The sequence below is a fragment of the Qipengyuania sphaerica genome, assembly GCF_019711595.1.
GTDB classification, from domain to species: Bacteria; Pseudomonadota; Alphaproteobacteria; order Sphingomonadales; family Sphingomonadaceae; genus Qipengyuania; species Qipengyuania sphaerica.
Window position 1 is genome coordinate 87,945 of record NZ_JAIGNR010000002.1, and the last position, 24,621, is coordinate 112,565.

Below are 24,621 nucleotides of genomic sequence, written 5' to 3' on the forward strand. Positions count from 1 at the left end.
GGTCGTTTTCGAATTCGACCGGCATTTTTCGCTCTTGCGGAGAGTGTGGGCGAGGCGCATGCCATTAGTGCCCTGCAACTCCGGGAAAGAGGACCCCGAACAATGACGCAGGAAACGCTGGCATCGCTCTTCACGGTCATATCGGACCATATATTGAATGTGATGTATTTCGATTTTTCGCGCTACGCCATTGCGGCGGGCACGATGTTCGGCGTGCTGGTGATATTCCGCGCCTGGGCGGAAAATCGCCGTATACAGGAGAGGCGCGCCAAGCGGACGGACTATGCCCGGGAAATCCTTTCATCGTTCCGGACGGTCTTCTTCTTCGGCATCACGACGCTCGCCACCCTCGGCCTGCGCGAGGCCGGCATCATCCGCTTCGAACTGAACGAGTTTCCCCTCTGGCTCGCCATCTTCCAGGCGGCGATCATGATCCTCGTGCACGATGCCTATTTCTACTGGTCGCACCGGGCGATGCATTCCAAGCGGCTGTTCCGCGCGACCCACCTGCATCATCACAAGTCGCGCGTGCCGACGCCCTTTACCGCCTATAGTTTCTCCATCTGGGAGGCGATTATCGAGGCCGCCTACGTCCCGCTGTTCCTGCTTGCGACCAGCCTCATGGGCATTGCCTACACCGGCCTTGCGATCCTGTTCTTCATCTGGATCCAGATCAGCCGCAACGTGATGCAGCACGCAGGGGTGGAAATCCATCCGGCAGGCTGGGTCGACAGCAAGTGGACCGACTGGATCAGCACGACCACGCATCACGACCTCCACCATTCGGGCGGCAACCACAATTTCGGCTTCTATTTCACCTGGTGGGACCGCTGGATGGGCACCGAACATCCGCAGTATAAGGAGCGGTTCCGCGCGGTCGCGAAGCCGGTGATAATTAGGCGCGGTGGCCTGCAGGGCGATACGAGCGCCGCCTGACACGGTCGTGTCACCGAAATTCGGCATCGTGGCGCCCGGTGGAGTTGTCTCGGCACGAAGCTGCTCTATAGCGGAGAGGCAATTTTTCGGGAGACACCTGCCTCGTGAAGATCCTCGGCCTCTTGCGCCACGCCAAGTCCGACTGGGGGCAGAGCGACAAGCGCGATTTCGACCGGGGCCTCAACACGCGCGGCTGCAAGGGTGCGGCGCTGATCGGGCAGCATATCCGCGATCACGGTGTGAAGTGGGACAAGATCGTCGCCAGCCCGGCACAGCGGGTTAAGACCACGCTCGAGGAAGCGGCGATCGGTCCCGAGCCCGAATGGGACGAACAGCTTTACCTCGCCAGCACGGAGACGATCTGCGACGTGATCCGCGAAGACGGCGGCGATGCCGATGCCATGCTGCTGGCAGGCCACAATCCCGGGTTCGGCGACATGGTCTTCGAACTGGTCGCCCCGCGTAACGAGAACGGTCTTTTCGACGAGGCCAAGGTCAAGTTCCCGACCGCCGCCTTCGCGGTGTTCGAACTCGAGATCGATGACTGGGCCGACCTCAAGGAAGGCTGCGGCAAGCTGGTCCATTTCGCGCGCCCGCGCGATCTCGACCCGGAACTCGGTCCGGAACATTAATCGTTGCGCCGCGCTGGTTACGCACAAACCCCTTCCCAAAACAGATTTAAATGCTAATGCGAATGCTTAGCAATAAGAGGAATTATGATGCGTAAATTTGCCTTCACCGCCCTTGCCGCCAGCGCCATCGCTCTCGCTGCCTGCTCGGGCGCGGCCGGCGAGACCGCCGATGAGACGACCACCGAAGTAACCACCGAAGCCGCGGACGAAAGCGCCGCTGCCGGTGTAATCGATGCCAGCACCGCAACCGCGGACGAGCTTGCCGCAATGGAAGGCATGACCGAAGAACTCGCCGCCGCCATCGTCGCCGGCCAGCCTTATGAAAGCGCCAGCGCTTTCAACGCAGTGCTCATGGAAACGCTAAGCGAGGAACAGGCAGCCGCCGTACGCGAAAAGCTGTTCGTCCCGGTCAATCTCAACACTGCTAGCGAAGCCGATATCAAGCTCATCCCCGGCATGACGCCGAAGATGGAACACGAGTTCATGGAATACCGCCCCTATGCGGACATGGACGAATTCGACCGCGAGATCGGCAAGTATGTCGATGCCGAGGAAGTCGCGCGCTTCCGCCAGTACGTTACGCTCTAACGGCGCTGGAGCCAGATCCTGAAACCCTCGATCCCGGCGAGGATCCCGGTGTGGATCCACGCCGTGGTCGGGTCGAAGGCCGACCACACCCAGTGCAGGAAAGTCAGCACAGCCGCCGGATAGACGAGGCGGTGCAGCCGCTTCCAGCTGCGCTTCAATGCGCGCACGGAAACATCGTTCGAGGTTAGTGCAAGCGGCAGGAAAAGCGCGAAGGCCAGCCAGCCCGCGATAATGAAATCCTGCCCGATTTCGCTCGCATCGAGCGCCAGCCAGCCCTTCCGCCACAGGTAAAAGCCCGTGTGCAGCGCCGCATAGGCAAAGCTCGCCACCCCAAGATCGCGCCGCCTGCGCATCAGCCAGATCGCCCAGCCCGCCTTGCGGAACAGCAACCGTATGGGAGTGACCGCGAGCGTCAGCATCAGCAACCACGCCGCCCAGTCGCCGCTGTCGGCAACGGCATGCCCATACCCGTATTCGTCGGGCGTGAATTGCCAGCGCCACCCGATCCAGAGCGCAGGGAGCGCCAGAACCAGCCACAGAAATGGCCGCGACTTCACGATTGTTGTCACCGAAGCACCCTCGGCCCGCTGCCGCTTTGTCCCCACTCGTCATCCCTATTGTAGAGCGCACATTTCTTGAGGCTCAGGCAGCCGCAGCCGATACATCCATCAAGGTCTTCGCGCACCTTCTCGAGCGCGGCAATCTGTGCATCGATACGGTCGCGAACAAGGCTGCTGATGCGTTTCCAGTCGGCGGAATTGGGCGTGCGGCCATGGGGCAGGCCGGACAGGGCGTCTTCGATTTCCGCAAGGCTCAGCCCGAGCTTCTGTGCGATCAGGATGAAACTCAGCCGCCGGATATCGCTGCGCAGGAACCGGCGCTGGTTGCCCGAGGTTCGCAGCGCCTCGACCAGGCCCTTCTCCTCGTAGAAGCGGATGGCCGAGACCGAGAGTCCCGTACGCCGCGCCAAGTCGCCGATAGGAAGGAGGTCGTTCGCTTTCATCGATTACAGAGATAGTGCAAATCATGCTTGACCTCAAGCCAACTTGAGGTTGCATATGTCTGTGCATCGCAAACGCGCCGCTGCCTGGCGGCGCAGCCTATCAAGGAGATGCACCATGGCTCTTGGCAATATCGAGCACGTCAACATCACGGTCACCGATCCCGAGCGCAGCCTGAAACTGTTCGAGGACCTGCTCGGCTGGAAGGAACGCTGGCGCGGGCCTTCCAAGCTGGGCGGGAAGACCATCCATGTCGGGGACCAAGGCAATTACCTGGCCATCTACACGAACGATACCGCGAAAGGCGATTTCGCCAAGGGAATCCCGCTGAACCATGTCGGCTTGCAGGTTGCCGATCTCGATGCCGCGGAAGAAGTGGTGGCCCGGCACGGTCTTCGCCCCTTCAACCATGGCGCCTACGAGCCGGGACCGGCCAGCTTCTATTTCCTCGACTGGGACGGCATCGAATTCGAGGTGGTGAGCTATGAATGAGATCATGCCCCGCCGCCCGCTCTTCGCTTCCCGCCCCGAGCAGGAGCCGGAGTCGGACAAGCCTAACGCGGCAAGGTCCCCGTCTGTCGCAAGGCCTCGGTCAAGGCGATCGCCGCGCTTGTCGCCAGGTTGAGCGAGCGCACTTCGGGCCTCATCGGCAATTTCACGCTGGCGTCGACCGAGGCGCGCACCGCATCGGTCACGCCGGCGCTTTCCTTGCCGAACAGCAAGATATCGTCGTCGCGATAGTCGAAATCGTAAGAGCACTGCGTCGCACGCGTAGTGAAGAGAACGATCCGGCTCCCGGTCCGGGCTTTGCGAAAGGCTTCGAAGCCATCGTGCCGCACGACCTCGACGTGATCGATATAGTCCATCGCCGCACGGCGGACGCGTCTGTCATCCCAACGGAAACCCATCGGCTCGATCAAGTCCACGCCCGCGCCCATGCAGGCGGCGGTGCGCATAACGGCGCCGACATTCCCGGCGATCTCGGGTTCGAACAGGGCTATGCGCATGGCGTCAGAGCAGCCCCACCTGCCCTTTGCCCGACCATGGCACCTTGGTGCGATCGAGCACGAGCTCGCCTTCCCACGGGCGGCACAGCGCGCGGGCATCCTCGGGCGCGGCATCGGTCCATGTCGCCCAGTCGTCCTTGCGCAGCAGCACCGGCATGCGGGTGTGGACCTCCTTTGCGAGGCCTCCGGCATCGGTCATGACCATCGAGTAGCACTCGCCCCATTCGTCGCTGTCGCGCCATACTCCCGCGCAGGCGAAGAGTTCGGCATCGGGCCGCGAGAGCCAGCTGCGCGTCTTGCCGCCCTTGGGCCCCTCGGCCTCCGCCCATGCGGTGAGCGGGATGAGGCAGCGCCGCTCCTCGAAACTGTAGCGCCAGAAAAAGCTGTCGAGCTTGTCGGTGCGCGCATTGTTGACCGGCTTGGGCTTCAGCGGCTGGCCACTCTTGCCCTTCATCACCAGCGGGAAGCCCCAGCTCATCTGCTTGAGTTTGCCACCCGCCACCACTGCGCCGGGATAGCCGGGATAGACTTCCTCGCCGAAATTCGCGCCGCCCAGTTCGTTCACGGCATCGAACCATGCAGCGACCTCGTCCTTGTTCTTGGTCATGCGGTAGAGATTACACACCGGCATTCCCCACCACGAAACTGGCCGCCGCCACCAGCGCGCCGGCCCAGCGGTTCGAGCGGAAACGGTCGAGCGGATTGCCCGGATCCTCGCCATCGAGGGTCGAGACCTGCCAGGCGAGGTGCCCTGCAGCAGGTATCAGCGCCAGCAGGGCGATCCAGTCGGCGCGGTAGAGCCAGAAGGCCAGCGCCCAGAGCGCCAGCGCCCCGGCATAGCACAGCGCCACCCCGCCCTTCACATGCGCGCCCATCCGCAAGGCAGAGGAGCGGATACCCACCAGCGCATCGTCCTCGCGGTCCTGCATGGCGTAGATCGTGTCGTAGCCGATGACCCACAGCGCGGCGCCTGCATACATCGCGGCAAGCGCATCGAAATTGTCGAACCGCAACTGCGTCCAGCCGACAAGCAGACCCCAGGTAAACACCAGCCCGAGCCAGGCCTGAGGCCACCAGGTGATCCGCTTCATGAAGGGATAGGCGGCAACCATCGCCAGGCTGCCCAGCGCGACAAGCTGCGCCTGCCACCTCAGTTGCAGCAGGACGACCAGCCCGATCAGGCACAGCGCCAGCAGCCAGCCCCAAGCCAGCTTCTTAGAAATCCGCCCACTCGCGACCGGTCGGCTTGCGGTACGCGCCACCTTCCGGTCGAGATCGGCATCGACGATGTCGTTGTAGACGCAGCCCGCCCCGCGCATGGCGATACTGCCGAGCAGCAGCCAGCCGAGCAGCGCCCACTGCCAGCCCGCGCCCGCCAGCCACACGCCCCAGACGCAGGGCCAGAACAGCAGCCACCAGCCGATGGGCCGGTCGAACCGCGCGAGCTGCGCAAGATCGCGTGGAATCTGCGGCAAGCGCGCCACCAGTCCGCGGTGTTCGCTGTCGGGGACTATGTTCTGGGCAGCGGTGTCGGTCATGCGGCAGCGCCTTTCGGTACGGTTTTCCAACCGACAAGCGCAGCGGCGAGCATCGTCAGATTGCCTGCGAAATCGAGCATGCCGATGGAGGTGAGGACCGGCTCGACATAGTGGAAATGGTAGTTGAACCAGAAGAACGGCAGCAAGAGCAGAGCGAATACGGCAAACGCATGCGAGGTCCATTTCAGCACGAGCGTCATGACACCGAACAGCACTGCCTGTGCGCCGAAGCAGGCCATGGTGAAGCGGTTGAGATAGGTGGTTTCGCGGTAGGCATCGGTCACCGCCAGCTCGAGGACATTGCCCGGCGCGAGCAACGCCCAGCCGCCGAGGCCGAGAAACACGATGGCGATGTAGTAGCCCGCAATCCGGGCCTTCATGCCTGCCTACCCTTCGAAGATGACGAAGTTGACACCATGTCGCCTCGCAAGAAGATCGATTTTCCCTTTGATTTCATACGGTTACTTAGATCGACCAAAATTGACACTTGTCGCGGCAAATCGCTTCTCGCCTTGTATCGGAACTTCCGGAGCTTCAGCCACCCAAGTGCCGCAAAATCGGCGCGTAGGAAAGCCTTGCATCACCTAACGCCTTACCGGCAAAGCGCCATGAGGTTAGCGATCCCGGCTTTCGCTGGCATGCCGGATATGTTTAAGGGACGCCATGCCCGCCACTCCCGCCTGGCCGCCCAAGAGCGCACCCCGCCTGTTCGTCGAAGACGAGCTTGGCGAAGGGCGAATAGTCGGGATCGAGGGTAATCAGGCCAACTACCTCGCCCGCGTCATGCGTGTGAGCGAAGGCGATGCGGTGATCCTGTGCGACGACATCACCGGCGAATGGGTCGGCAGGGTCGCGCAGGTGGCCAAGCGCCAGGTCGACCTGGAGGTCGAGGAACGGCTGCGACCGCGCGAGGAAGTGCCCGATTTCTGGCTGTGCGCCGCGCTGCTCAAGAAGGACCGGTTCGACATGGTCCTGGAGAAGGCCACCGAACTGGGTGTGGCCGGTATCCAGCCGGTGGTGACCTCCCGCTGCGTGGCAGACAAGCTCAATCCCGACCGGGCGCGGTCGATCGTGACCGAGGCGGCGGAGCAATGCGCGCGCACTGCCCTGCCCGGGGTCGAAGCGCCGGTGAAGCTCGACGCCCTGCTGCGCGACTGGCCCGAAGAACGCACGCTGTTCTTTGCCGACGAGGAAGGCGGCGAGACGGCTGCCGATGCATTTTGCTACGCCGAAGGCCCCGCCGCCCTGCTGACCGGACCCGAAGGCGGCTTTACCGACGAAGAGCGCGCAGCGATCCGCGCTCATCCGGCGGCCCGGCCCATCAGCCTCGGCCCCCGCATCCTGCGCGGCGAGACGGCTGCGCTGGCCGGGATCGCGGTCTGGATGGCCGAAGCGGGCGACTGGATCGACGAGGAATAATTTTCTTTGCGCGCGCGGGTTCGGTTGCCTATCGCCACCGACCATGAGCACGAGAGAGGCCTCGGGAGCAGCTGATCCCATCATCGAAAGCCGCGACCAGCTGGTCGCGCCGATGCAGAGGGGCGAAAAGCCCAAGGATGCCTGGCGCATCGGAACCGAGCACGAAAAGCTCGTCTTCCACAAGAGCGACCACCGCGCGCCTTCCTATGGCGAGGATGGCGGCATCCGCGACATACTCCTCTCCTTGCGCGAATTCGGCTGGGAGCCGGTCGAGGAAGGCGGCAAGGTCATCGCCATGCGCGGCGACGATGGCACGGTCAGCCTGGAACCGGCAGGCCAGCTCGAACTATCGGGCGCTCCGCTCGAAAACCTGCACCAGACATGCAACGAGACCGGCCGCCACCTGACGCAGGTGAAAGCCATCGGCGAACAATGCGATGTCGGTTTCCTCGGCCTCGGCATGTGGCCCGACAAGACGCGCGAAGAACTGCCGATCATGCCCAAGGGCCGTTACGAGATCATGATGCGCCACATGCCGCGCGTGGGCAGCCTCGGCCTCGACATGATGCTGCGGACCTGCACCATCCAGGTGAACCTCGATTATTCCAGCGAAGCCGACATGGCGCAGAAATTCCGCACCGGCCTGGCGCTCCAGCCGCTCGCCACTGCGCTCTTCGCCAATTCGCCTTTCACCGAAGGCAAGCCCAACGGCTACCTCTCCTATCGCAGCCATATCTGGTCGGACACCGATCCGCACCGCACCGGCATGCTGCCCTTCGTGTTCGAGGATGGCTTCGGCTACGAGCGCTATGTCGATTACATGCTCGACGTGCCGATGTATTTCGTCTTCCGCGAGGGCAAATACATCGATGCCGCGGGCCTCAGCTTCCGCGATTTCCTCGAGGGCAAGCTGGAAGTCCTCCCCGGCGAGAAGCCGCGCGAGAGCGACTGGTGGGACCACCTGTCCACCGCCTTTCCCGAAGTGCGCCTGAAGAGTTTCCTCGAGATGCGCGGTGCCGATGGTGGTCCGTGGAGCCGCATCTGCGCCCTGCCCGCATTCTGGGTCGGCCTGCTGTACGAGCAGGACGCGCTCGATGCGGCCTGGGACCTGGTGAAGAACTGGACGATGGAAGAACGCGAGGACCTGCGCAACGCCGTCCCCAAGCTCGCCCTTGACGCGCCCATTCCGGGCGGCGGGAAGCTGCGCGACCTTGCCGGGGAGGTTCTGGCAATCGCCCGTTCGGGACTGACGAAGCGCGCGCGGCTTAATGTCTCTGGCGACAACGAAACCGGTTTCCTCGAGACGCTGGATGAAATCGTCGCTTCGGGCAAGGTCCCCGCGCAAGTCCTTCTCGACCGCTACCACGGAGAATGGGGCGGCGATATTTCGCGGGTCTACAAATACAGTTTCTGATTGGAGAGACGCCGATGATCCAGATCAACGGGACTATCAAGCTGGGACGTACCATCGATGCGGCAATGCAGAAGGCGATGGTCGAGATGGTTCGCGCCAGCCGCGCGGAAGATGGATGCCTCGATTACAGCTTCGCTCGCGATATCGCCGATCCCGATACGCTGGTTCTGTTCGAACGCTGGCGCGACCGCGCGGCGCTGGAGGCGCATGGCACCTCCGCGCACATGGCGGTATGGCGCGAAGTCATGGCAGCAAACCCGCCCGCCTCGCGTGATATCAGGATTTACGAGACCGACGAGGGCCAACCGCTGGGCTGACCCCCTCGCCATCGCTTAGCGGAAGGCGGAGATCCGGCCGCTGTCGTCGAGGATGTAAAGCGTGCCGTTGGCGACCACCGGCGGCAGGCTGATCGGCTGGTCGAGATCGGTGAACAGGCTTGCCGAGCCTTCGCCCGTGCTGACCGTCCAGACCTCGCCTTGCGAATTGACCGCCCACAGGCGGCCACCGGCAAGCACCGGACCCTGCCAGAAGATCGGATCCTTCTTCTTTTCCTCGACCCGGTAGCGCGACATCTGCGTGAGCCAGCGCACCTTGCCCGTGCTGCGCGCGATGGCCATCAACCGCGCATCGTCGGTCAGCGCGAAGATCCAGTCACCCGCAATCGCAGGGGTGCTGATGCCGGCCACGTTCAGTTCCCACAGGCGCTGGCCGGTGACCAGCTCGTAGGCTGCCATGCGGCCGCCCTGGCCGAGCGCGAAGACCTGTCCGCGGTCGATGATCGGATCGGCGTCGATATCGGAAAGCGCACCGACCTGCGTCGAGATCGATGTCCGGGCGAGCGCATCGGCCCACAGGCTGCGACCGTTTTCGTAACGATAGGCAATCAGTTCGCCCGAGGTGTAGCCCGTCACGACCGTGCCGTTACCCGCTGCAGGCGCGGCCACGCCGAAGACACCGGCCATCGTCGTCGAACCCGATTCCTGCCACGCAAGCTTGCCGTCGGCAGCGCCCAGCGCGAACAGCTGGTTGTCCTGGCTCATCACGAAGACGTTGCCGAAAGAGACGGTCGGCGAACCGCGTAGCGGGCCGCCCGGCTTCACCTTCCACAGTTCCGCACCATTGGTGGCATCGAGGGCATAGACATTGCCCGCACCATCGGTGCCGTAGATCTTGCCCTGGTCGAAGCTCACGCCGCCCCCGAAAGCGGAGGGACGCAAATCGTCCGTCAGCTCGCTCTGGTAGCTCCAGACGCGAGCGCCAGTCTGCGCGTCGAAGGCTTCGACGCGGCCATCGGTGCCCACGGCGAACAGCTTGCCATCACCGATCACGGGAGCTGCCCCGAGCCGGCGCTTGTTATCGGCACCTGCCACCTGCACCGAAAACGCGGGTGCAGGAGCATCCGACAGGGCAAGGTGGCCATAGCTCTTGCTCGCCGTGCCGCCGGCCTGGCCCCAGGTGGCGTTCGTCTGCACTGCGGGCAGCACGACAGCGGTACCCGCCAGCGATGGATCGACCTTGGCGCCGCTCTGGATGCGCGAGAGGATCGGCGTACGCTCGCCGACGGTGGGCGTTTCCTTCTTGTCGCCTCCGCCGAACAGGCCGCCGCTGCAGGCAGCCAGCGCCAGCGTCGAGACGGCGAGGATCGCCGTGCGCATAGTGGTTTTCGCGTTCATGTGGCTCATCTGGTTTTCCGTTTTGATCTTATTCGCTGACGATCTGCGTGCCTTCGCCCGCGCTGCTCTGCGCATCGAGCACGTCCTGGACATCGTCCACCGCATCGACGCCGAGAATCCCGGCCATATTCAGCATTCGCGCACGAGCGCTCTGGGGTGTATCCTCGTCGCGCGCGATTTCCGCAAACAGCGTGCCCGCTTCGCTGCGCTTGTCCTGCGCGAGATAGGCATGGGCCAGCAGCTCGCCCGCGCTGGTGAAGAAGGGTTCGCCGGGTACGGCCAGCGGCTTCATCGCGGCCTCGACCTCTGCCGGCTCCATGCTGTCGAACAGGAGCGCCGTGCGGCGGATGAGAGCGATATTGCGCATGACCTCGGGCGCAGAGGCGTCATCGGCCACTTCGCCGAACAGCGTCGCCGCCGTTTCGGTATCGCCCTTCTCTGCGGCGAGCCCTGCCTGGAGCAGCTTGGCGCTCTGGGCAGGCGTGCCCTTGCCTTCGAAAGCGTCGACACGGTTCGATGCCTCTGCAATATTGCCCGCGTTGAGCTGGTCCAGAACCATCACCAGCTCTTCGCTGGAGCCTTCCATCGCCTTTTCCTGCCGGTTGTCCCAGAACAGGTAGCCGCCGAAGGCCGCGAGGCCGAGTACCACCACGGCAAGCAGCGGCTTGCCGTAGCTGGCCATGAATGCGTTGAAATCGCCTTCGCGCACGGCATCGTCGACTTCGCGCAGCAGGGCTTCCTGCTCGGCATTGTCGCGTTCGACCTTCTTTTCTTCGCGGGTGGGTTCGGACTTGGGTGTGCGTGCCACTGCGGCGCGTCTCCGGTGTTCAATTCTGGTTGCGCGGGTCTTTAGGGATGACACCGCGCAAGGGCAATGCCTTGCTCCCTATGGACGAGAGCCTGTCCCCGCCCGCGTGAACAGTCGATGAAGTGTCAGAACTCGCGCTTCATCGCGCTCGAATAAAGGCGGCGATAGGTGGCGATGGCCTTCGTGCGGTCGAATTCCTTCACGGCGCGGGCGCGGTTCGCCTCTCCGACGGCGGATCGAGCCTCTTTTTCCTTGGCCAGACCGAGAAGGTTTGCACCGAGCATGGTGTCATTTCCGGGGTCGAAGAGCCACTCGGAGCTTTGCGGGGCCAGTACATATTCCATCTCGCCGCCACGCGGCGCGATTATTGGGCACGAAGCAGCCATGGCCTGCACCATTCTCTCCGGAAATCCGCCCGTCGCTCCGGGTTCGACGAAAATGTCGAACAGGCCCAGCACCTTGGCCGGATCGCGTACGGCCCCGGGGAAATAGACGCGGTCGTTGATCTGCAGCCGGTCGATTTCCGCCTCGATCGATCGGGTTCGCGCACCCTCGCCCAGGACGATCAATTGCCACTTGGGGTCGAGATGGACGAAAGCCCGGACAAGGCTGAGCAGCGCCTCCTCCGCCCCCTCTTCGGGCCAGGCACCGACCCAGAATTCGCCATCATGCTTGATCAGGCGGAAGCCATCCTTCTTCGGGCGCCTGGCGAAGGCCTTGGTGTCTATGCCGGGCGCGATCTTCTTCACCCGTCCCATCGGCTGCTGCCAGTCGACCAGTGCCGCCTCTTCCAGTTCCTCGCCCGGAACGACGAGCCCGGCCGATTTGCCCAGCGCGATCCGCCGATACCAGCTTCGCTTCAACCCGCCCCGCCGATCGGGCTCGGTTTCGTGGTGGACCAGCGCAGGCAGGTCCATCGCGTCCTTGAACAGCGTGTGCGCCATGGCGACGTCGAGCGCTTCGTACCCGTAGGTGAGCACGAGGTCGAAGGGCGTCATCGCGCGGGCGAGTTTCTGCATCCGTCCCGGCGTCGGCAGGCCTTCCAGCGACGGGAAATTGCTCGCCGGCTTGAGATAGGCGCTCTGCTGCAGGCCCGCGGGCAAACCTCCATCTGCGGTCACCAGCGTGTGGCGCAAAGCGTTGCCGAACGCGTTTATGAACGCCAGCGCCTCTCCTTGCGGGAGGACATGCAGGATATGCGGCGCAAGGCCGCTGCCGCCTGAACTCATCCGACGCTGGCGAGCAGCGCATCGACGGCGCTGCGTACTTCGGGCTCGTCGAGCGTGGGCGCGTGGCCTGCCTGCGGTACGACAACCGTGTCGGCATCGGGTGCGCGCTTCTGCATTTCGGCAAGCGTATCGGCCGACAGGATGGCCGATATCCCGCCGCGCACCAGCAACAGCGGCTTCTTCGCCAATGCCTCGAACCCCGGCCACAGGTCTGGAGGTACGGCGTTTTCGTCGGCCTCGTTGAAGGGCTCGGCGATCTTCATGTCGTAATCGAAGGCGATCCGGCCGTTGTTGCACAGCGTCATCGAACGCTTGGCCATGGTGATCCAGTCGTTCGTATCGAATCCGGGATGCGATTCGCCGTGAACTTCCTCGAGACTGCGCGCGGCGTGCATCCAGGTGGGGAAGCTGCCGCCCTTGCCGAGGTAGGTCTTGATCTTGTCGATGCCCGTCGGGTCGACCACGGGACCGATGTCGTTGATCACGGCGCCCGCGATCTTCTGGGGTGCGAATTGCGCAATCAGCATGGTCATCAGCCCGCCCATCGACGTGCCGATCGAGATGTAGCGTTCGATCCCCTCCTGCGCGAGCAGGGCCATCAGGTCGGCAATGTAGTTCGGCACGGCATAGGTGGCGCTGTCGTCGGCATAGGCGCTTTGCCCGCGCCCGCGCATGTCGGGAACGATTACGCGGTGGCCCTGCCTCGCAATATGCGGGGCCAGCCCTTCGAAATCGCGGCTGTTGCGGGTCAGGCCGTGGAGGCAGACGACGGGCGTCTTGCCCGTATCGTCACCCGCATACTCGCGGAAATACAGCTCCAGCCCGTCGGGGCTCTGCCAGCTGCGCTCGCTGAATTCGCTATCCATGAGGCGACCGGTAGCGCGACTTCACGCAAATTTCGAGAGACGACTTGCATGGTTCGTCATGCATCCCCATCCCCGACCCATGCCGAGCGCACCCGAACCAGCCGAATATCGTCCCGATACGCCCATTCTCGACCTCGCCGGCTGGCTGGGAGACAAGGTCGAAGCGGCCGATTTTCCCGGGACGCGCCTGCGTTTTCGCAACGATCGCTGGGCGCGTGCGGTGGGTTTGGCCGATTTGTCCGAGGAGGAATGGCTGCGGCATTTCGGCCGTTTCGAGCCGCTCGAAGGCAATCTCCCCCACCCGCTCGCGCTGAGATATCACGGCCACCAGTTCCGCACTTACAATCCGGAAATCGGCGACGGTCGCGGGTTCCTGTTTGCCCAGCTGCGCGATGGCGATGGCCGCCTGCTCGACTTCGGCACCAAGGGTTCGGGCCAGACCCCGTGGAGCCGTGATGGCGATGGGCGGCTGACCTTGAAGGGCGGCGTGCGCGAAATCCTCGCCACCGAAATGCTTGAGGCGCTGGGGGTCAATACGTCGAAGACCTTCAGCATCGTCGAGACGGGCGAGCAATTGATGCGCGGTGACGAGCCCTCGCCCACCCGCTCCGCCGTAATGACGCGATTGAGCCACGGCCACATCCGCATCGGCACCTTCCAGCGCCTGCTCGTCCTCGAAGAGAAGGCCCATATGGAGCAGCTGGTCGACTATTGCCTCGCGCAATTCCCCGGCCCTCCTCCGCCAGAAGACGCGCCGGGCCGCGACGAACCGGCCGTGCGGCTGATGCATCTGGTGGTCGAGCGCCTTGCCGATCTAGCCGCCAGCTGGATGGTCGCAGGCTTCGTCCACGGCGTGCTCAACACCGACAACATGAATATATCGGGCGAAAGCTTCGACTATGGCCCATGGCGCTTCCTCCCCAAGTGGGAGCCTGGGTTCACCGCCGCCTATTTCGACCACGCCGGCCTTTATGCTTTTGGCCGCCAGCCCGAGGCGCTGCACTGGAATTGCGGCCAGTTCGCCATCGCGCTGCGGCTCATCGCCGATGCCCCTCCGCTGATTGCGGCAATGGAGCGTTTCGGGCCGCTGTACATGGCCGCAGTGGGGCGGCGCTGGTGCTGGCGCTTGGGTCTGGAAAGCCGCGGCGTCGAGGAGGACGGAAAGCTCGTCGGCACCTGCGAGGCAATGATGGCCGAAAGCGGCGAGCAGCCCGACGCCTTTTTCCATCGCCTTCGTGGTGGTCGAAATGCCGAGGGAAAACTCGCGGAATTGCTTGCCGCCTACACTCCAGTCGCCGACAGTCACCCCTATTGGTCCGAGGGCGCGCCCGAGAGCATGCTGATCGACGAGGTCGAGACCATATGGTCCGCCATTGACGAGCGCGACGACTGGCAGCCCTTGCACGACAAGGTGGCGGCCTTGCGCCGGATGGGCGAGGCTCACGGCCCCGCGCCGGAGCCTTGTGGACACATTAGAACAAACTCAATTTGACGGGCTTATGTAAAAAGGCATAGGCGATTTCACAAAGGGCAACGGGTTCAAGGACAGGCGATTTCGTGTCGGACAAGATGATTTCCACCGAGCCGGCAACGGGCGACCAGATCTGGCGCGGGAAGGTCGGCAATGTCGACCAGGCAATGGAGCGCGCGCTCGCGGCCAAGGCCGGATGGGCGCAGGAAGCTCCGGCGCGCCGCATGGAATTCATGCGCCGCTTCGCCAACCAGGTGCTGAAGCACGCCGAACCCTTCGCCGAACTGATCGCGCGCGAGACGGGCAAGCCCCTGTGGGAAGCCCGCACCGAAGTCGAGGCGGTCAAGAACAAGGTCGAAATCTCGATTACCGCCTATGCCGAGCGCACGGGCATGAAGAAGCTCGACAGCGCGCTGCAGGGCAGCGCCGCGCTGCGTCACAAGCCGCATGGCGTAATGGCGGTGCTCGGCCCTTACAATTTCCCCGCACACCTGCCTAACGGCCACATCGTGCCTGCGCTGATCGCGGGCAATGTCGTGGTCTTCAAGCCGAGCGAGAAGACGCCCGCCGTCGGCGAATTCCTGACCAAGCTGTTCCACGAGGCAGAAGTGCCGGAAGACGTGGTGCAATGCGTCCACGGCGCGGCGGCCACCGGCAAGGCGCTGGTCGGCCACCCGGACATCGACGGGCTGCTGTTCACCGGCTCGGCACAGGCCGGTATCGCCATCAACAAGAAGCTCGCGGGCGATCCGAGCAAGATCGTCGCGCTGGAGATGGGCGGCAACAACCCGATCGTCGTGCTCGACACGCCCAAGATCGAGGATGCGGCGGCCACCATCATCCAGTCGGCTTTTACCACCGCTGGACAGCGCTGCACTGCCGCGCGGCGCCTCATCGTGCCGGATCATCTCTACGACACGATCGTCCCTGCCGTCACATCGCTTGCCGAGCGGCTGCTGGTCGACGAACCCTTCGCCGAACCCCAGCCTTTCATGGGCACGGTCATCGACAATCATGCTGCCGATGTGCTGGTCGAAAGCCGCGCAGCCCTGCTGGAACACGGGGCGCGGGATATCCTCGAGATTAAGCGCCTCAAGGAGGGCCTGCCCTTCCTCTCTCCCGGCATCATCGATACGACCGATATCGACGAGAGGCCCGACATCGAGCTGTTCGGCCCGCTGCTGCAGGTCATCAGGGTCAAGGATTTCGACGAGGCGATCGTCGAGGCGAACAACACGCGCTACGGCCTTTCCGCCTCGTTGATCGGGGGCGAGCCGGGCGATTTCCAGCATTTCTGGACCGAGGCGCGCGCGGGCATCGTCAACTGGAACCGACCGACCAACGGAGCCTCCTCGGCCGCACCCTTTGGCGGCATCGGCCTGTCGGGCAACCATCGCCCCGCCGCCTTCTACGCTGCCGATTACTGCGCCTATCCGGTCGCCAGCACCGAGGTAGACCAGCCGCGCGCCAGCATCGGGGTGGGCCTCAGGGATGGCGACAAGCCCGTGCGCAAGCTCAAGGACGCGCATAAGTAAAGGGCGCCGCCCGCTCCCCTTTTTACAGGGGTTGCAGACGACGCCCAGGATGACCCCGAAAGGTCGTCCCCGGGCTGCGGGTGGGCGCAGCCCGAAGCTGTTGAATATTTAGCCGCAGCGCGTGCTCGAACGGTCGATCGACCGGCCGAGCAGTGCACCTGCCGCGCCGCCGACGATGGCGCCGAGCGTGCGGTCGCCGCCGCGTCCGGCCACTTCGTGACCGATCAACGCGCCGACACCTGCCCCGACCAGCAGGCCGGTAGTGCCGTCTTCCTTGCGGCAGTAGTAACGGTTGTCGCGGCCGCGCCAGATACGGGTGTCGCGATAGACCGGACGGCCCCAGTTGCGGTCGTAGCGCATGTAATAGGGGCGGTCGTCGCGATAGTAGCGGTCACCGTAATAGCGATCGTCATAATGGCGCGAATGATGGCGATGATGCTTGCGCTTCTTGTGCTTCTTGCCGTGCTCGAAGGTCATGTCGCCGGTTACGGCGGCGTGGGCTTCGGGGGCGGCATGGCTGGGCACAGCGGCAGATGCCGGCATGGCTAGCGTGAGGCCGGTGGCGGCAAGCGCCAGTGAAAGTGTCTTGGTCAGTCGCGGCATGGTCATTCCTTTGGTCGTGTTCGACTCGGTGTCCCTGTTCATGCCGTTAATAGTTAGAGATGCTTTCCTGAACGGATTGCAACGCCGGCGTCAGATTTCGATTAATCGACGAGCCGTGCCAAACAGCCCGACGAATTGAGGCTTGCCGCGCGAATTCGCACCGCCTACGCGCGCTTCATTCATGAGCGCGACAGCAACCGAACACCCGAAGACGGGCCTGTGGGCAGCGCTCGGGGCCTACATCATCTGGGGTTTCCTGCCGCTCTACCTGATCCTGGTGCGCGAGGTTCCGGCGTTCGAATTCGTCGGCTGGCGGATCATCTGGACGCTGCCGCTTTGCCTGCTGATCGTGGTATTCCGCAAGCAGGTACCGGAGCTTCTCAAGGCGCTGACCAATCGGCGGACGATGGGCTGGCTGCTGCTTTCAGCGACGCTGATCGCGGTAAACTGGGTGGTCTACGTCTGGGCGATCCAACGGGGCCACATCTACGCGGCGAGCCTGGGGTATTACATCAACCCGCTGGTCAACGTGCTCCTCGGCACGCTGCTGCTCAAAGAGAAACTCTCGCGCCCGCAATGGGTGGCGGTAGGCATAGCGGCGGCCGGGGTGTCGCTGCTGCTCGGCGGCGCACTGACCACACTATGGATCAGCCTGACGCTGGCCCTGAGCTTCGGGACCTATGGCCTGATCCGCAAGCAGGTTGATGTTGGCGCGCTTCCCGGGCTGACGATCGAGTCCATGCTCCTGCTGGTACCCTCGGCCGCGGTCACCTGGTACTACGCAAGCCTGCCTGCTGGCTCATCCTTTGCGCAGAGCATCGACCTCAGCCTAGCGATCATGCTGGGTGGCGCGCTGACGGCATTCCCGCTGCTGCTGTTCGCCATCGCGGCGCGGCGCCTGCCCTATTCGACGCTCGGCTTCATCCAGTTCCTTGCGCCCAGCATCGTCTTCATCCTCGGCCTGACGGTATTCGGCGAAGACCTGAAACCCGTGCAAGCCGCCTGCTTCGCCTGCATCTGGGCGGCAGCGGCGATCTTCGTGTGGGACCTGTGGTCGCGCTCTAGGAAGCCAGCCGCCACTTGAGCGTCTCGCCCGCGTGGAAGGGCACGATCTGTGCCTCGCCGCCCGAAACTTCCGCCGGGACTTCGACCGGAGCCTTTTCCAGCGTGATGGTCTCTTCATTGACCGGGAGGCCATAGAAGGCAGGGCCGTTGAGGCTGGCAAAAGCCTCGAAGCTGTCGAGCGCGCCTTCCTCGTCGAAGACGGTGACGTAGCTTTCCAGCGCGAAAGGCGCGTTGAAGATGCCTGCACAACCGCAATCGCTTTCCTTGGCGTGGCGATGGTGCGGCGCGCTGTCGGTGCCGAGGAAATACTTCGCCGACCCCGAAGTGGCCGCCTTGCGCAGCGCCAGCCGGTGCTCTTCGCGCTTGGCCACGGGCAGGCAGAACATATGCGGGCGAATACCGCCGACAAGGATGGCATTGCGGTTGATGTGGAGGTGCTGGGGCGTGATCGTCGCGCCGACCTGCGGGCCGGTGCCATCGACGAATTCGGCCGCCTGCCGCGTGGTAATGTGCTCGAAGATGACCTTCAATTCGGGCATCCGGTCGACCAGCGGGGCGAGGATGCGGTCGATGAACACCGCCTCGCGGTCGAAGATATCGATATCCGCGTGGGTGACTTCGCCATGGACGCAAAGCGGCATGCCGATTTCCGCCATGCGCTCGAGCACGCGCTCGATATTGGCGATATCGGTCACGCCATGCGCCGAATTGGTGGTCGCGCCTGCGGGATAGAGCTTGGCAGCGGTCAGCACGCCATCGGCGAAGCCTGCCGCCAGGTCCTCGGCATCGGTTTCGTCCGTGAGATAGGCGGTCATCAGAGGGGTGAATTCCAGCCCTTCCGGCACCGCATCCATGATGCGTTCGCGATAGGCGGCAGCGAGCGCGCTGGTGGTCACTGGCGGCGCGAGATTGGGCATCACGATGGCGCGTGCAAACTGGCGCGCGGTGTGCGGCACGACGGCGCGCATGGTCTCGCCATCGCGGAAATGGAGGTGCCAGTCGTCGGGGCGGCGGATGGTTAGCGATTCGGATGCCGTGCTCATGGCGGTTGCCTATGGCGGCGGGCGGCCTATCTGTCACGCATGACAGCCACCCGCCTGATGAACCGCGCCGTGATCCGCCTCACCCCCGAGGACGAGGGCGAGAACGTCGCCGACTTCCTGCAGGGGCTGCTGACCAACGACGTGAAGGGCAAGCTGCCTGCCTATGCCGGCCTACTCACGCCGCAGGGCAAGGCACTGTTCGACATGATCGTGTGGCCCGCCGGCGACGGACAACTGCTTCTCGACTGCGAAGCCGAATTCGCCGAAGATCTGGCAAAGCGGCTCAAGCTGTACCGCTTGCGCCGGAAGATCGCCATCGAGGTCGACGAAGGTGTCGCGGTCCATTGGGAAAAGCATGGCGGCGATGGAGGAGCCCCCGATCCGCGGCTATCCGCGCTCGGCCAGCGCTGGCTTGCACCCGTATCGGACAATTACGAAGCCGCCGACGAAGAGTACCGCGCCCATCGCCTGGCCATGGGCGTGCCCGAAACCCGCGCGGAACTGGGCGACATCCTCTGGCTCGAAACCAATGCGGTCGAACTGCACGGCGTCGCCTTCGACAAGGGCTGCTATATCGGCCAGGAAAACACCGCGCGGATGAACTGGCGCAGCAAGGTCAACCGCCGGCTGGTGGTGGTCCCGCTGGAGCAATCGGACGAGAAGCGGCGCAAGGTCGCTTACGAGGACCTGGGCCTCGCAGTCGATCACCTGCGGGTAAGCGATATCGATCCGGAAAACGCGCCTGAATGGATGCGCTCAGGTCTTACCGCGGCGGAGCAGTAGCCTCCAGCGAGCGGACCAGCATCCGCTCTGCCCGGTCGCGTGCCGCCGTATCAGGCAGTCCGAGCGATCGCGCCAGGGCAGTACCGATCAGCGCATCGCCCATCGCCATCAGCACCAGTGCGAGTGTTTCCTCGTGGACCTGCGTGGCATTGCCCGAATGCGCGGCTTCCTCGGGTGCGATTTCGTCCACCAGCTGGTGGATCGTCTCGACGATCGGGGTCAGCGCATCTTCGTTGCCCGTCAGGATCATCCAGCTGGCCAGCGCGCCTGCGCCTTCCTTGTCGAAGGCATCGAAGGCGAGATCGACCACTTCGCGCGGACTTCCCAGCCCGGCCCTGCTCGCCCTGACCGCATCGGCAATCGTCGAGCAAACCGCTTCGGCGAGGTGTCCCGCCAGCGCCTTCTGCAGGCCCGCCGCCGATCCGAAATGATGCAGAAGGTTCGCGTGCGTGCGCCCGATGCGCCCTGAAACCGCCTTGAGCGTAACAGATTGCGGACCGGTTTCTATGAGCAGGCCGCGCGCCGCTTCGAGCGCTGCGAGCCGCGATTCTTCGGGTGAGAGACGCTTGCGGGTAGCCATGATTGCCCCTGCGTTACTCCAAAGACCGGAAATCGCAAAGGCGTTAAGCCCACGTTATTGACACTTATGTAAGTAAGCACTACTGACAACAGTGTAAGTTAATTCCGGAGCCGGCACATGAACGCCCCCGTCAAAATCGACACCCCCACCCAGACCAAGGCGCCGACCCCGGCAGACCTGACCATCACCGTGCGCGACGAGCGCTTCAACCGCGGCACCACGCCGCGGCGCTGGTGGGCGGGCGAGCCCTTCGGCACTGCCTGGCACAATGCGCTTTCCGCAACCTTCCCGCGCGGCGAGGCCTTTTTCATCGAAGCCGTGAAGGCGCATCGCGAAGGCGCCGACCCTCGCCTTGAGGCGGAAATCCGCGCCTTCGTGAAACAGGAAATCAACCACACGCGCGAGCATATCGCCTTCAACCGCCTCGCCGAGGATGCGGGCTACGACATCAAGGCGATCGACCTGCGCGTGAAGGAACTGCTCGAACTGACCAAGGGCCGTCCGGCCATCGCCAATCTCGCGGTGACCATGGCGCTCGAGCATTATACCGCGATGATGGCGGCCGAATTCCTCGCCAATCCCGAACATTTCAAGGATGCCGATGCCGAAGTGCGCGACATGTGGCGCTGGCACGCGGCCGAGGAAATCGAGCACAAGGGCGTCGCCTTCGACACCTGGAACCACGCCACCCGCGACTGGACCGACGGCAAGCGTTGGCGCGTTCGCAGCCTCGTGATGCTCACCGTGACCGCACGCTTCTTCAAGAACCGTTGGTACGATTCGCTCGAACTGCTGGCCCAGGACGGTATCACCGGCTGGAAGGCGCGCTGGGGCCTGTTCAAGTACCTCACCGTTTCGCCGGGCGTGGTGCGCCGGATCTTCCCGGCATGGCTCGCCTACTTCAAGCCGGGATTCCACCCGTGGGATCACGACGATCGCGAGCTGATCAAGATTTACGAAGGCGATTTCGAAGCCGCGCTGATGCCGGCCGAATAATCCCGAGATATCGGGTCGCAAGGGAAAGGCCCCGCGAGCGTATCGCGGGGCCTTTCTTGTTGGGTCAGGCTGCTTGGAGGCCGACCTGCCCATCGGCTTCGAGGTCGAGGCCGTACATCACGCAATCGGCTTTTTCGCCGCGTCCGCAGCTGTGCCGCGGCGCGACCTTGCCCGTCGGCTGGAAACCCAGCTTGCGCAGGACCTTCCCCGAAGCCGGATTGTCGGTGAAATGGCCGGCACTCATGCGGTTATGGCCGAGCAACTTGGCGATTTCGAGGACACCGCGTCCCGCCTCGGTGGCGAATCCACGCCCCCAATAGGGCCGAGCGATCCAGTAGCCGAGCTCGGTTGCATCCTCACCGGGATCGATCCCGATGCAACCGATCAGGTGCGAGCCTTCGGGCGTCGGCAGGGTAATCAGGAAGACCGGATAGCGCGGATCCTGTGTACGCATGACGAAATCGCTGGCGTGTTCAGGGAGGTAAGGCCACGGCGCGCGGGCAAGATTGCGGACGACGCCCTGGTCGGCGATTGAGCCAAACAGCGCTTCTGCATCTTCGGGCCAGGCAGGCCGCAACAGCAGCCTCTCGGTGACATGGAACATCGGTATTCTCCCCGTTGGGTCCACGCTCCGGGCTCCTAGGCCGGACGCGTGACGATTTCGTGGCGACGTAACAAAATTGCGTCGAATGGAGAGGGAGAAACGACAAGAGGGAGACGGGTCGGCCCCATCTCCCTCTTCGTCTGCCGGATCGTTAGCCCGGCTGGGACCGTCTCGTCTGGACGATCCCGTTATCGGAGCGTCCGGTTATTCGGCGGCTTCTGCCATTTGGTCGACCGATACGTATTTGCGGCCGAGCTTGCCCGAGTGGAATCGGACGACGCCGTCGGTAAGCGCGAACAGCGTGTGGTCCTTGCCCATGCCTACGTTGACGGCCGGGTAGAACTTGGTGCCGCGCTGACGCACGATAATGTTGCCGGCGACGACGTTTTCGCTGCCGAACTTCTTCACGCCAAGACGACGACCGGCCGAATCACGACCGTTACGCGATGAACCGCCTGCTTTTTTATGTGCCATGGTTCGCGCTCCTTACTTCTTGGCTTCGGTCTTCTTGGCTGCAGCCTTCTTGGGCGCGGCCTTCTTTGCGGGTGCCTTCTTGGCTGCAGCTTCCTTCTTGGGAGCAGCCTTCTTGGCAGGTGCCTTCTTCTCGGCGGCTTCCTTCTTCGGAGCAGCCTTCTTCTCTTCGGCCTTCGGAGCGGCTTCCTTCTTCGGAGCTGCCTTCTTCTCGGCCTTCGAATCGCCAACCGCGGTGATGCGCAGCAGGGTCATCTGCTGGCGGTGACCGTTCTTGCGGCGATAGTTGTGGCGGCGGCGCTTTTTGAAGACCGTAACCTTCTCGCTCTTCGCCTGTGCGATGATTTCGGCCGACACGGTCGTCTTCGCAGCGTCGGCGAGCTTGTCGCCTTCGCCTGCGAGCAGGACGTCGCCCAGCGTGATGGTGTCACCGGCTTCGCCAGCCAGCTTCTCAACCGCGATCTTGTCTCCGGCGGCAACCCGGTATTGCTTGCCGCCCGTGCGCACTACTGCGAACATGGTACGTATCTCTCGTTCAAATTGCTGTGCCGCATCCTTGCGAATCTACGGCGCGCCCGTCGACCCGCTGGTGTGCGGGCCCGGAAAGAAGCGTGCCGTTAGGCGAAACCCTGCCCCAAGTCAACGCCGAAGCATGCGCTTTTTTGGCATTCACGCTGGAACGTGGCGGGCACCATGCTATGTGGCCCGCATGCCGCGCTTTGCAAGACTTTCCGCCTCCGCGACACTCGCCGCCATGCTGGGCGCCTGCGCCACGCCGCAGGGCGACTATCCCTCACTCGCAATCCGCGATGCCGAGCGCGCCGAGGGGCAATTCGAAACGGGCGAGCCTGCGCGGCTCGACGTTCCGCCGGTCGAGGTCGACCTGACGGGCGGTCTCGATGCGCGCCTGACTTCGCTGGTTTCGGCGGCGCGAGAGGCCCATGAGGAGTTCGTCAGCGTCCAGCCAAGGGCCACGCAGCTGGTATCTGCCGCGAGCGGCAGCGCGGTGGGAAGCGACAGCTGGGCTGCCGCGCAGGTGGCGCTGGCCGAACTCGATTCGGCGCGCAGTCGTGCTGCGGTGCCATTGGGCGATCTCGACATGCTTTATACCGCGGCGCGCGTTGCCGCAGAGGATGCATCGGCAATCGAGGCGGCGCGCGATGCGGTTGTTGCACTGGTGGGCGAAGAGGACGCCGCGCTTGAGGCCTTGCGCGGAAAGATCCGATGAGCCTTGCCTGTTCCGTCTGCCCGGTGCGCGACCGCGCAGCCTGTGCCGTCCTCGACGAGGCCGAGCGTGACGAACTGGCCAAGGCCGGCCGAACGCGAAAACTGACCAAGGGCGAGACCCTGTTTGCCGCCGGAGAAAGCGAGGCGGCCTGCGCCACCTTGAAGAGCGGCGCACTCAAGATCACTTCCACCGATGTCGACGGCCGCGAGCGCATCCTGTCGCTGGTGCACCCGTCGGGCTTTGTCGGCGAGATGTTCGGGCCTTATATGCGCCACGACGTGGTCGCACTGGGCGACGCCGAATTGTGCGTGTTTTCCGGACCCGCCTTTGCCGATGCTATCGAGAAATACCCCCGGTTGGGCCAGGCGCTGCTGCGCCGCACGCAGGAAGACCTTTTCGCCAGCCGCGAACTGCTTGCGCTTACCGGCAACGCCTCAGCCGAACAGCGGGTCTCAGGGGCTTTGCTGTCGATGGCCCGTGCCGCGAGCGATTCGCCCTGTCACCCGGCCATGCAGTTCGACCTTCCGCTGTCCCGCGGTGAAATGGCCGATATGCTCGGCCTCACCATCGAGACGGTCAGCCGGATGCTGACAAGGTTCGAGAAGGACGGCGCGATCAAGCGCAACGGAAAGCGCGGGATCGAACTGGTCGACCCCGCGCTGCTCCCCCAAAACTGAAATAGGTCAGCGGACCAGCATTGCCACGGTAACCGCTGCAATACCCCAGCAAAACACGATCGCGGGCAGCAGCAGCATCTGCACGGCTGCATCTTTCGCGCTCACGCGGCCGGTGTAGGTGGCAACGCCCTCGTTGCGCAGCCCGGCCCAGCTCTTCTGCTTCGAGCGCGAGGCAGGCTCGAGCTTGGTCCAGATCGCGGGAATTGCGAAGCCTGCAACGATGAAGAACGCAAAAATCGTCATCGGGATGATCAGGCCGGGCGTCGAAAGGCCGGTTGCCATGACTGCGAGGAAGCCGAGGTAGAGCGCGACGGTCGCACCATAAAGCGCCTTGGGTAGCTCGAACGTACGGTCGACTTCGTGGCCCTTGCGCGGCGCGGCGACGATTGCGGCCTGCTCGGCAACGAGTTCGCGGGTAAGATGCTTCGACATGACGATCTCCTTTGTTGGAGAC

31 protein-coding genes are annotated in these 24,621 nt (G+C 63.9%); 14 read left to right on the forward strand and 17 right to left on the reverse strand.

Annotation, left to right across the window (positions count from 1 at the left end):
- Positions 1 to 102: 102 nt before the first annotated feature.
- From K3178_RS08030 to K3178_RS08040, 3 genes are all read left to right on the forward strand, one after another.
- Positions 103 to 936 carry a sterol desaturase family protein gene (locus K3178_RS08030; RefSeq protein WP_221570899.1) on the forward strand — a complete coding sequence of 278 codons (834 nt, stop codon included), beginning with the start codon at positions 103 to 105 and terminating at the stop codon, positions 934 to 936.
- Positions 937 to 1,040: 104 nt separating this feature from the next.
- Positions 1,041 to 1,568, forward strand: coding sequence for a SixA phosphatase family protein (locus K3178_RS08035; RefSeq protein ID WP_221570900.1), 528 nt, complete (start codon positions 1,041 to 1,043; stop codon positions 1,566 to 1,568).
- Between the two features lie 87 nt (positions 1,569 to 1,655).
- Positions 1,656 to 2,156, forward strand: a complete 501-nt coding sequence (locus K3178_RS08040) for a ComEA family DNA-binding protein (protein WP_247713655.1) — start codon at positions 1,656 to 1,658, stop codon at positions 2,154 to 2,156.
- Here K3178_RS08040 and K3178_RS08045 read toward each other — a convergent pair.
- Positions 2,153 to 2,725: a protein-methionine-sulfoxide reductase heme-binding subunit MsrQ gene (locus K3178_RS08045; protein WP_345719874.1), complete on the reverse strand. Its 573-nt coding sequence runs from the start codon at positions 2,723 to 2,725 to the stop codon at positions 2,153 to 2,155. The two genes, K3178_RS08040 and K3178_RS08045, sit on opposite strands and share 4 nt — an antisense overlap.
- A complete protein-coding gene (soxR, locus tag K3178_RS08050; protein WP_221570902.1) occupies positions 2,722 to 3,159 on the reverse strand; it encodes a redox-sensitive transcriptional activator SoxR in 438 nt (145 codons plus the stop codon). Before soxR ends, K3178_RS08045 begins: the two co-directional genes overlap by 4 nt.
- A 115-nt stretch (positions 3,160 to 3,274) precedes the next feature.
- Between soxR and K3178_RS08055 the strand changes: the two genes are divergently transcribed.
- Positions 3,275 to 3,649, forward strand: coding sequence for a VOC family protein (locus K3178_RS08055; protein WP_221570903.1), 375 nt, complete (start codon positions 3,275 to 3,277; stop codon positions 3,647 to 3,649).
- A gap of 62 nt (positions 3,650 to 3,711) precedes the next feature.
- Here K3178_RS08055 and K3178_RS08060 read toward each other — a convergent pair whose 3' ends face one another.
- The 4 genes from K3178_RS08060 to K3178_RS08075 are packed head-to-tail and all read right to left on the reverse strand — an operon-like array spanning position 3,712 to position 6,082.
- Positions 3,712 to 4,164, reverse strand: coding sequence for a tRNA (cytidine(34)-2'-O)-methyltransferase (locus tag K3178_RS08060; RefSeq protein ID WP_221570904.1), 453 nt, complete (start codon positions 4,162 to 4,164; stop codon positions 3,712 to 3,714).
- Positions 4,165 to 4,168: 4 nt separating this feature from the next.
- Positions 4,169 to 4,789, reverse strand: coding sequence for an SOS response-associated peptidase (locus K3178_RS08065; protein WP_221570905.1), 621 nt, complete (start codon positions 4,787 to 4,789; stop codon positions 4,169 to 4,171).
- Complete coding sequence (gene ubiA / locus K3178_RS08070; RefSeq protein ID WP_221570906.1) at positions 4,782 to 5,702, reverse strand: 4-hydroxybenzoate octaprenyltransferase; 921 nt, start codon at positions 5,700 to 5,702, stop codon at positions 4,782 to 4,784. Before ubiA ends, K3178_RS08065 begins: the two co-directional genes overlap by 8 nt.
- On the reverse strand, positions 5,699 to 6,082 hold the full coding sequence (locus tag K3178_RS08075; protein WP_221570907.1) for a hypothetical protein: 384 nt from the start codon (positions 6,080 to 6,082) through the stop codon (positions 5,699 to 5,701). Before K3178_RS08075 ends, ubiA begins: the two co-directional genes overlap by 4 nt.
- A gap of 283 nt (positions 6,083 to 6,365) precedes the next feature.
- Here K3178_RS08075 and K3178_RS08080 point away from each other — a divergent pair, with 283 nt between their 5' ends.
- The 3 genes from K3178_RS08080 to K3178_RS08090 are packed head-to-tail and all read left to right on the forward strand — an operon-like array spanning position 6,366 to position 8,852.
- Positions 6,366 to 7,121: a 16S rRNA (uracil(1498)-N(3))-methyltransferase gene (locus K3178_RS08080; RefSeq protein ID WP_221570908.1), complete on the forward strand. Its 756-nt coding sequence runs from the start codon at positions 6,366 to 6,368 to the stop codon at positions 7,119 to 7,121.
- 43 nt (positions 7,122 to 7,164) lie between these two features.
- Entirely contained in the window at positions 7,165 to 8,535 is a 1,371-nt protein-coding gene (locus tag K3178_RS08085) for a glutamate--cysteine ligase (RefSeq protein WP_221570909.1), read from the forward strand.
- 14 nt (positions 8,536 to 8,549) lie between these two features.
- Positions 8,550 to 8,852, forward strand: a complete 303-nt coding sequence (locus K3178_RS08090) for a putative quinol monooxygenase (protein ID WP_221570910.1) — start codon at positions 8,550 to 8,552, stop codon at positions 8,850 to 8,852.
- A gap of 15 nt (positions 8,853 to 8,867) precedes the next feature.
- Here the strand turns inward: K3178_RS08090 and K3178_RS08095 are convergent, their stop codons facing one another.
- The 4 genes from K3178_RS08095 to K3178_RS08110 form a co-directional block, all read right to left on the reverse strand.
- Positions 8,868 to 10,208, reverse strand: a complete 1,341-nt coding sequence (locus tag K3178_RS08095; RefSeq protein ID WP_221571208.1) for an outer membrane protein assembly factor BamB family protein — start codon at positions 10,206 to 10,208, stop codon at positions 8,868 to 8,870.
- Between the two features lie 28 nt (positions 10,209 to 10,236).
- Entirely contained in the window at positions 10,237 to 11,016 is a 780-nt protein-coding gene (locus K3178_RS08100; protein ID WP_221570911.1) for a tetratricopeptide repeat protein, read from the reverse strand.
- Between the two features lie 125 nt (positions 11,017 to 11,141).
- Entirely contained in the window at positions 11,142 to 12,245 is a 1,104-nt protein-coding gene (locus K3178_RS08105; RefSeq protein WP_221570912.1) for a glycosyltransferase family 4 protein, read from the reverse strand.
- On the reverse strand, positions 12,242 to 13,111 hold the full coding sequence (locus K3178_RS08110; protein ID WP_221570913.1) for an alpha/beta fold hydrolase: 870 nt from the start codon (positions 13,109 to 13,111) through the stop codon (positions 12,242 to 12,244). The genes K3178_RS08105 and K3178_RS08110 overlap by 4 nt, the downstream gene beginning before the upstream one ends.
- A 79-nt stretch (positions 13,112 to 13,190) precedes the next feature.
- Here K3178_RS08110 and K3178_RS08115 point away from each other — a divergent pair, with 79 nt between their 5' ends.
- On the forward strand, positions 13,191 to 14,603 hold the full coding sequence (locus K3178_RS08115; protein WP_221570914.1) for a protein adenylyltransferase SelO family protein: 1,413 nt from the start codon (positions 13,191 to 13,193) through the stop codon (positions 14,601 to 14,603).
- 65 nt (positions 14,604 to 14,668) lie between these two features.
- A complete protein-coding gene (gene astD / locus K3178_RS08120) occupies positions 14,669 to 16,117 on the forward strand; it encodes a succinylglutamate-semialdehyde dehydrogenase (protein ID WP_345719876.1) in 1,449 nt (482 codons plus the stop codon).
- Between the two features lie 108 nt (positions 16,118 to 16,225).
- On the opposite strand, the gene K3178_RS08125 is transcribed toward astD, so the two are convergent.
- The gene (locus K3178_RS08125) at positions 16,226 to 16,720 is read right to left on the reverse strand and encodes a glycine zipper 2TM domain-containing protein (protein ID WP_247713658.1); all 495 of its coding nucleotides are present in this window, start codon (positions 16,718 to 16,720) and stop codon (positions 16,226 to 16,228) included.
- A gap of 181 nt (positions 16,721 to 16,901) precedes the next feature.
- Between K3178_RS08125 and rarD the strand changes: the two genes are divergently transcribed.
- On the forward strand, positions 16,902 to 17,804 hold the full coding sequence (gene rarD, locus K3178_RS08130) for an EamA family transporter RarD (protein ID WP_221570915.1): 903 nt from the start codon (positions 16,902 to 16,904) through the stop codon (positions 17,802 to 17,804).
- Here rarD and pyrC read toward each other — a convergent pair.
- The gene (gene pyrC, locus K3178_RS08135; RefSeq protein ID WP_221570916.1) at positions 17,782 to 18,828 is read right to left on the reverse strand and encodes a dihydroorotase; all 1,047 of its coding nucleotides are present in this window, start codon (positions 18,826 to 18,828) and stop codon (positions 17,782 to 17,784) included. The genes rarD and pyrC overlap by 23 nt on opposite strands.
- A gap of 39 nt (positions 18,829 to 18,867) precedes the next feature.
- Between pyrC and ygfZ the strand changes: the two genes are divergently transcribed.
- Positions 18,868 to 19,611 carry a CAF17-like 4Fe-4S cluster assembly/insertion protein YgfZ gene (gene ygfZ, locus K3178_RS08140; protein ID WP_221570917.1) on the forward strand — a complete coding sequence of 248 codons (744 nt, stop codon included), beginning with the start codon at positions 18,868 to 18,870 and terminating at the stop codon, positions 19,609 to 19,611.
- Here ygfZ and K3178_RS08145 read toward each other — a convergent pair.
- Positions 19,592 to 20,191 (reverse strand): TetR/AcrR family transcriptional regulator, encoded by a 600-nt coding sequence (locus K3178_RS08145; protein WP_221570918.1) that lies wholly within the window; start codon positions 20,189 to 20,191, stop codon positions 19,592 to 19,594. The genes ygfZ and K3178_RS08145 overlap by 20 nt on opposite strands.
- A 117-nt stretch (positions 20,192 to 20,308) precedes the next feature.
- Here K3178_RS08145 and K3178_RS08150 point away from each other — a divergent pair, with 117 nt between their 5' ends.
- Positions 20,309 to 21,187: a metal-dependent hydrolase gene (locus tag K3178_RS08150; protein ID WP_221570919.1), complete on the forward strand. Its 879-nt coding sequence runs from the start codon at positions 20,309 to 20,311 to the stop codon at positions 21,185 to 21,187.
- A 64-nt stretch (positions 21,188 to 21,251) separates the two neighbouring features.
- On the opposite strand, the gene K3178_RS08155 is transcribed toward K3178_RS08150, so the two are convergent.
- From K3178_RS08155 to rplU, 3 genes are all read right to left on the reverse strand, one after another.
- Complete coding sequence (locus K3178_RS08155) at positions 21,252 to 21,791, reverse strand: GNAT family N-acetyltransferase (RefSeq protein ID WP_221570920.1); 540 nt, start codon at positions 21,789 to 21,791, stop codon at positions 21,252 to 21,254.
- A 204-nt stretch (positions 21,792 to 21,995) separates the two neighbouring features.
- Positions 21,996 to 22,265, reverse strand: coding sequence for a 50S ribosomal protein L27 (gene rpmA / locus K3178_RS08160; RefSeq protein ID WP_006833595.1), 270 nt, complete (start codon positions 22,263 to 22,265; stop codon positions 21,996 to 21,998).
- Between the two features lie 12 nt (positions 22,266 to 22,277).
- Positions 22,278 to 22,781: a 50S ribosomal protein L21 gene (gene rplU, locus K3178_RS08165; protein ID WP_221570921.1), complete on the reverse strand. Its 504-nt coding sequence runs from the start codon at positions 22,779 to 22,781 to the stop codon at positions 22,278 to 22,280.
- A gap of 190 nt (positions 22,782 to 22,971) precedes the next feature.
- Between rplU and K3178_RS08170 the strand changes: the two genes are divergently transcribed.
- Both K3178_RS08170 and K3178_RS08175 read left to right on the forward strand, forming a co-directional pair.
- On the forward strand, positions 22,972 to 23,490 hold the full coding sequence (locus K3178_RS08170) for a hypothetical protein (protein WP_221570922.1): 519 nt from the start codon (positions 22,972 to 22,974) through the stop codon (positions 23,488 to 23,490).
- The gene (locus tag K3178_RS08175) at positions 23,487 to 24,167 is read left to right on the forward strand and encodes a Crp/Fnr family transcriptional regulator (RefSeq protein ID WP_221570923.1); all 681 of its coding nucleotides are present in this window, start codon (positions 23,487 to 23,489) and stop codon (positions 24,165 to 24,167) included. The genes K3178_RS08170 and K3178_RS08175 overlap by 4 nt, the downstream gene beginning before the upstream one ends.
- 6 nt (positions 24,168 to 24,173) lie before the next feature.
- Here the strand turns inward: K3178_RS08175 and K3178_RS08180 are convergent, their stop codons facing one another.
- Positions 24,174 to 24,599 (reverse strand): hypothetical protein, encoded by a 426-nt coding sequence (locus K3178_RS08180; RefSeq protein ID WP_221570924.1) that lies wholly within the window; start codon positions 24,597 to 24,599, stop codon positions 24,174 to 24,176.
- Positions 24,600 to 24,621 lie beyond the last annotated feature (22 nt).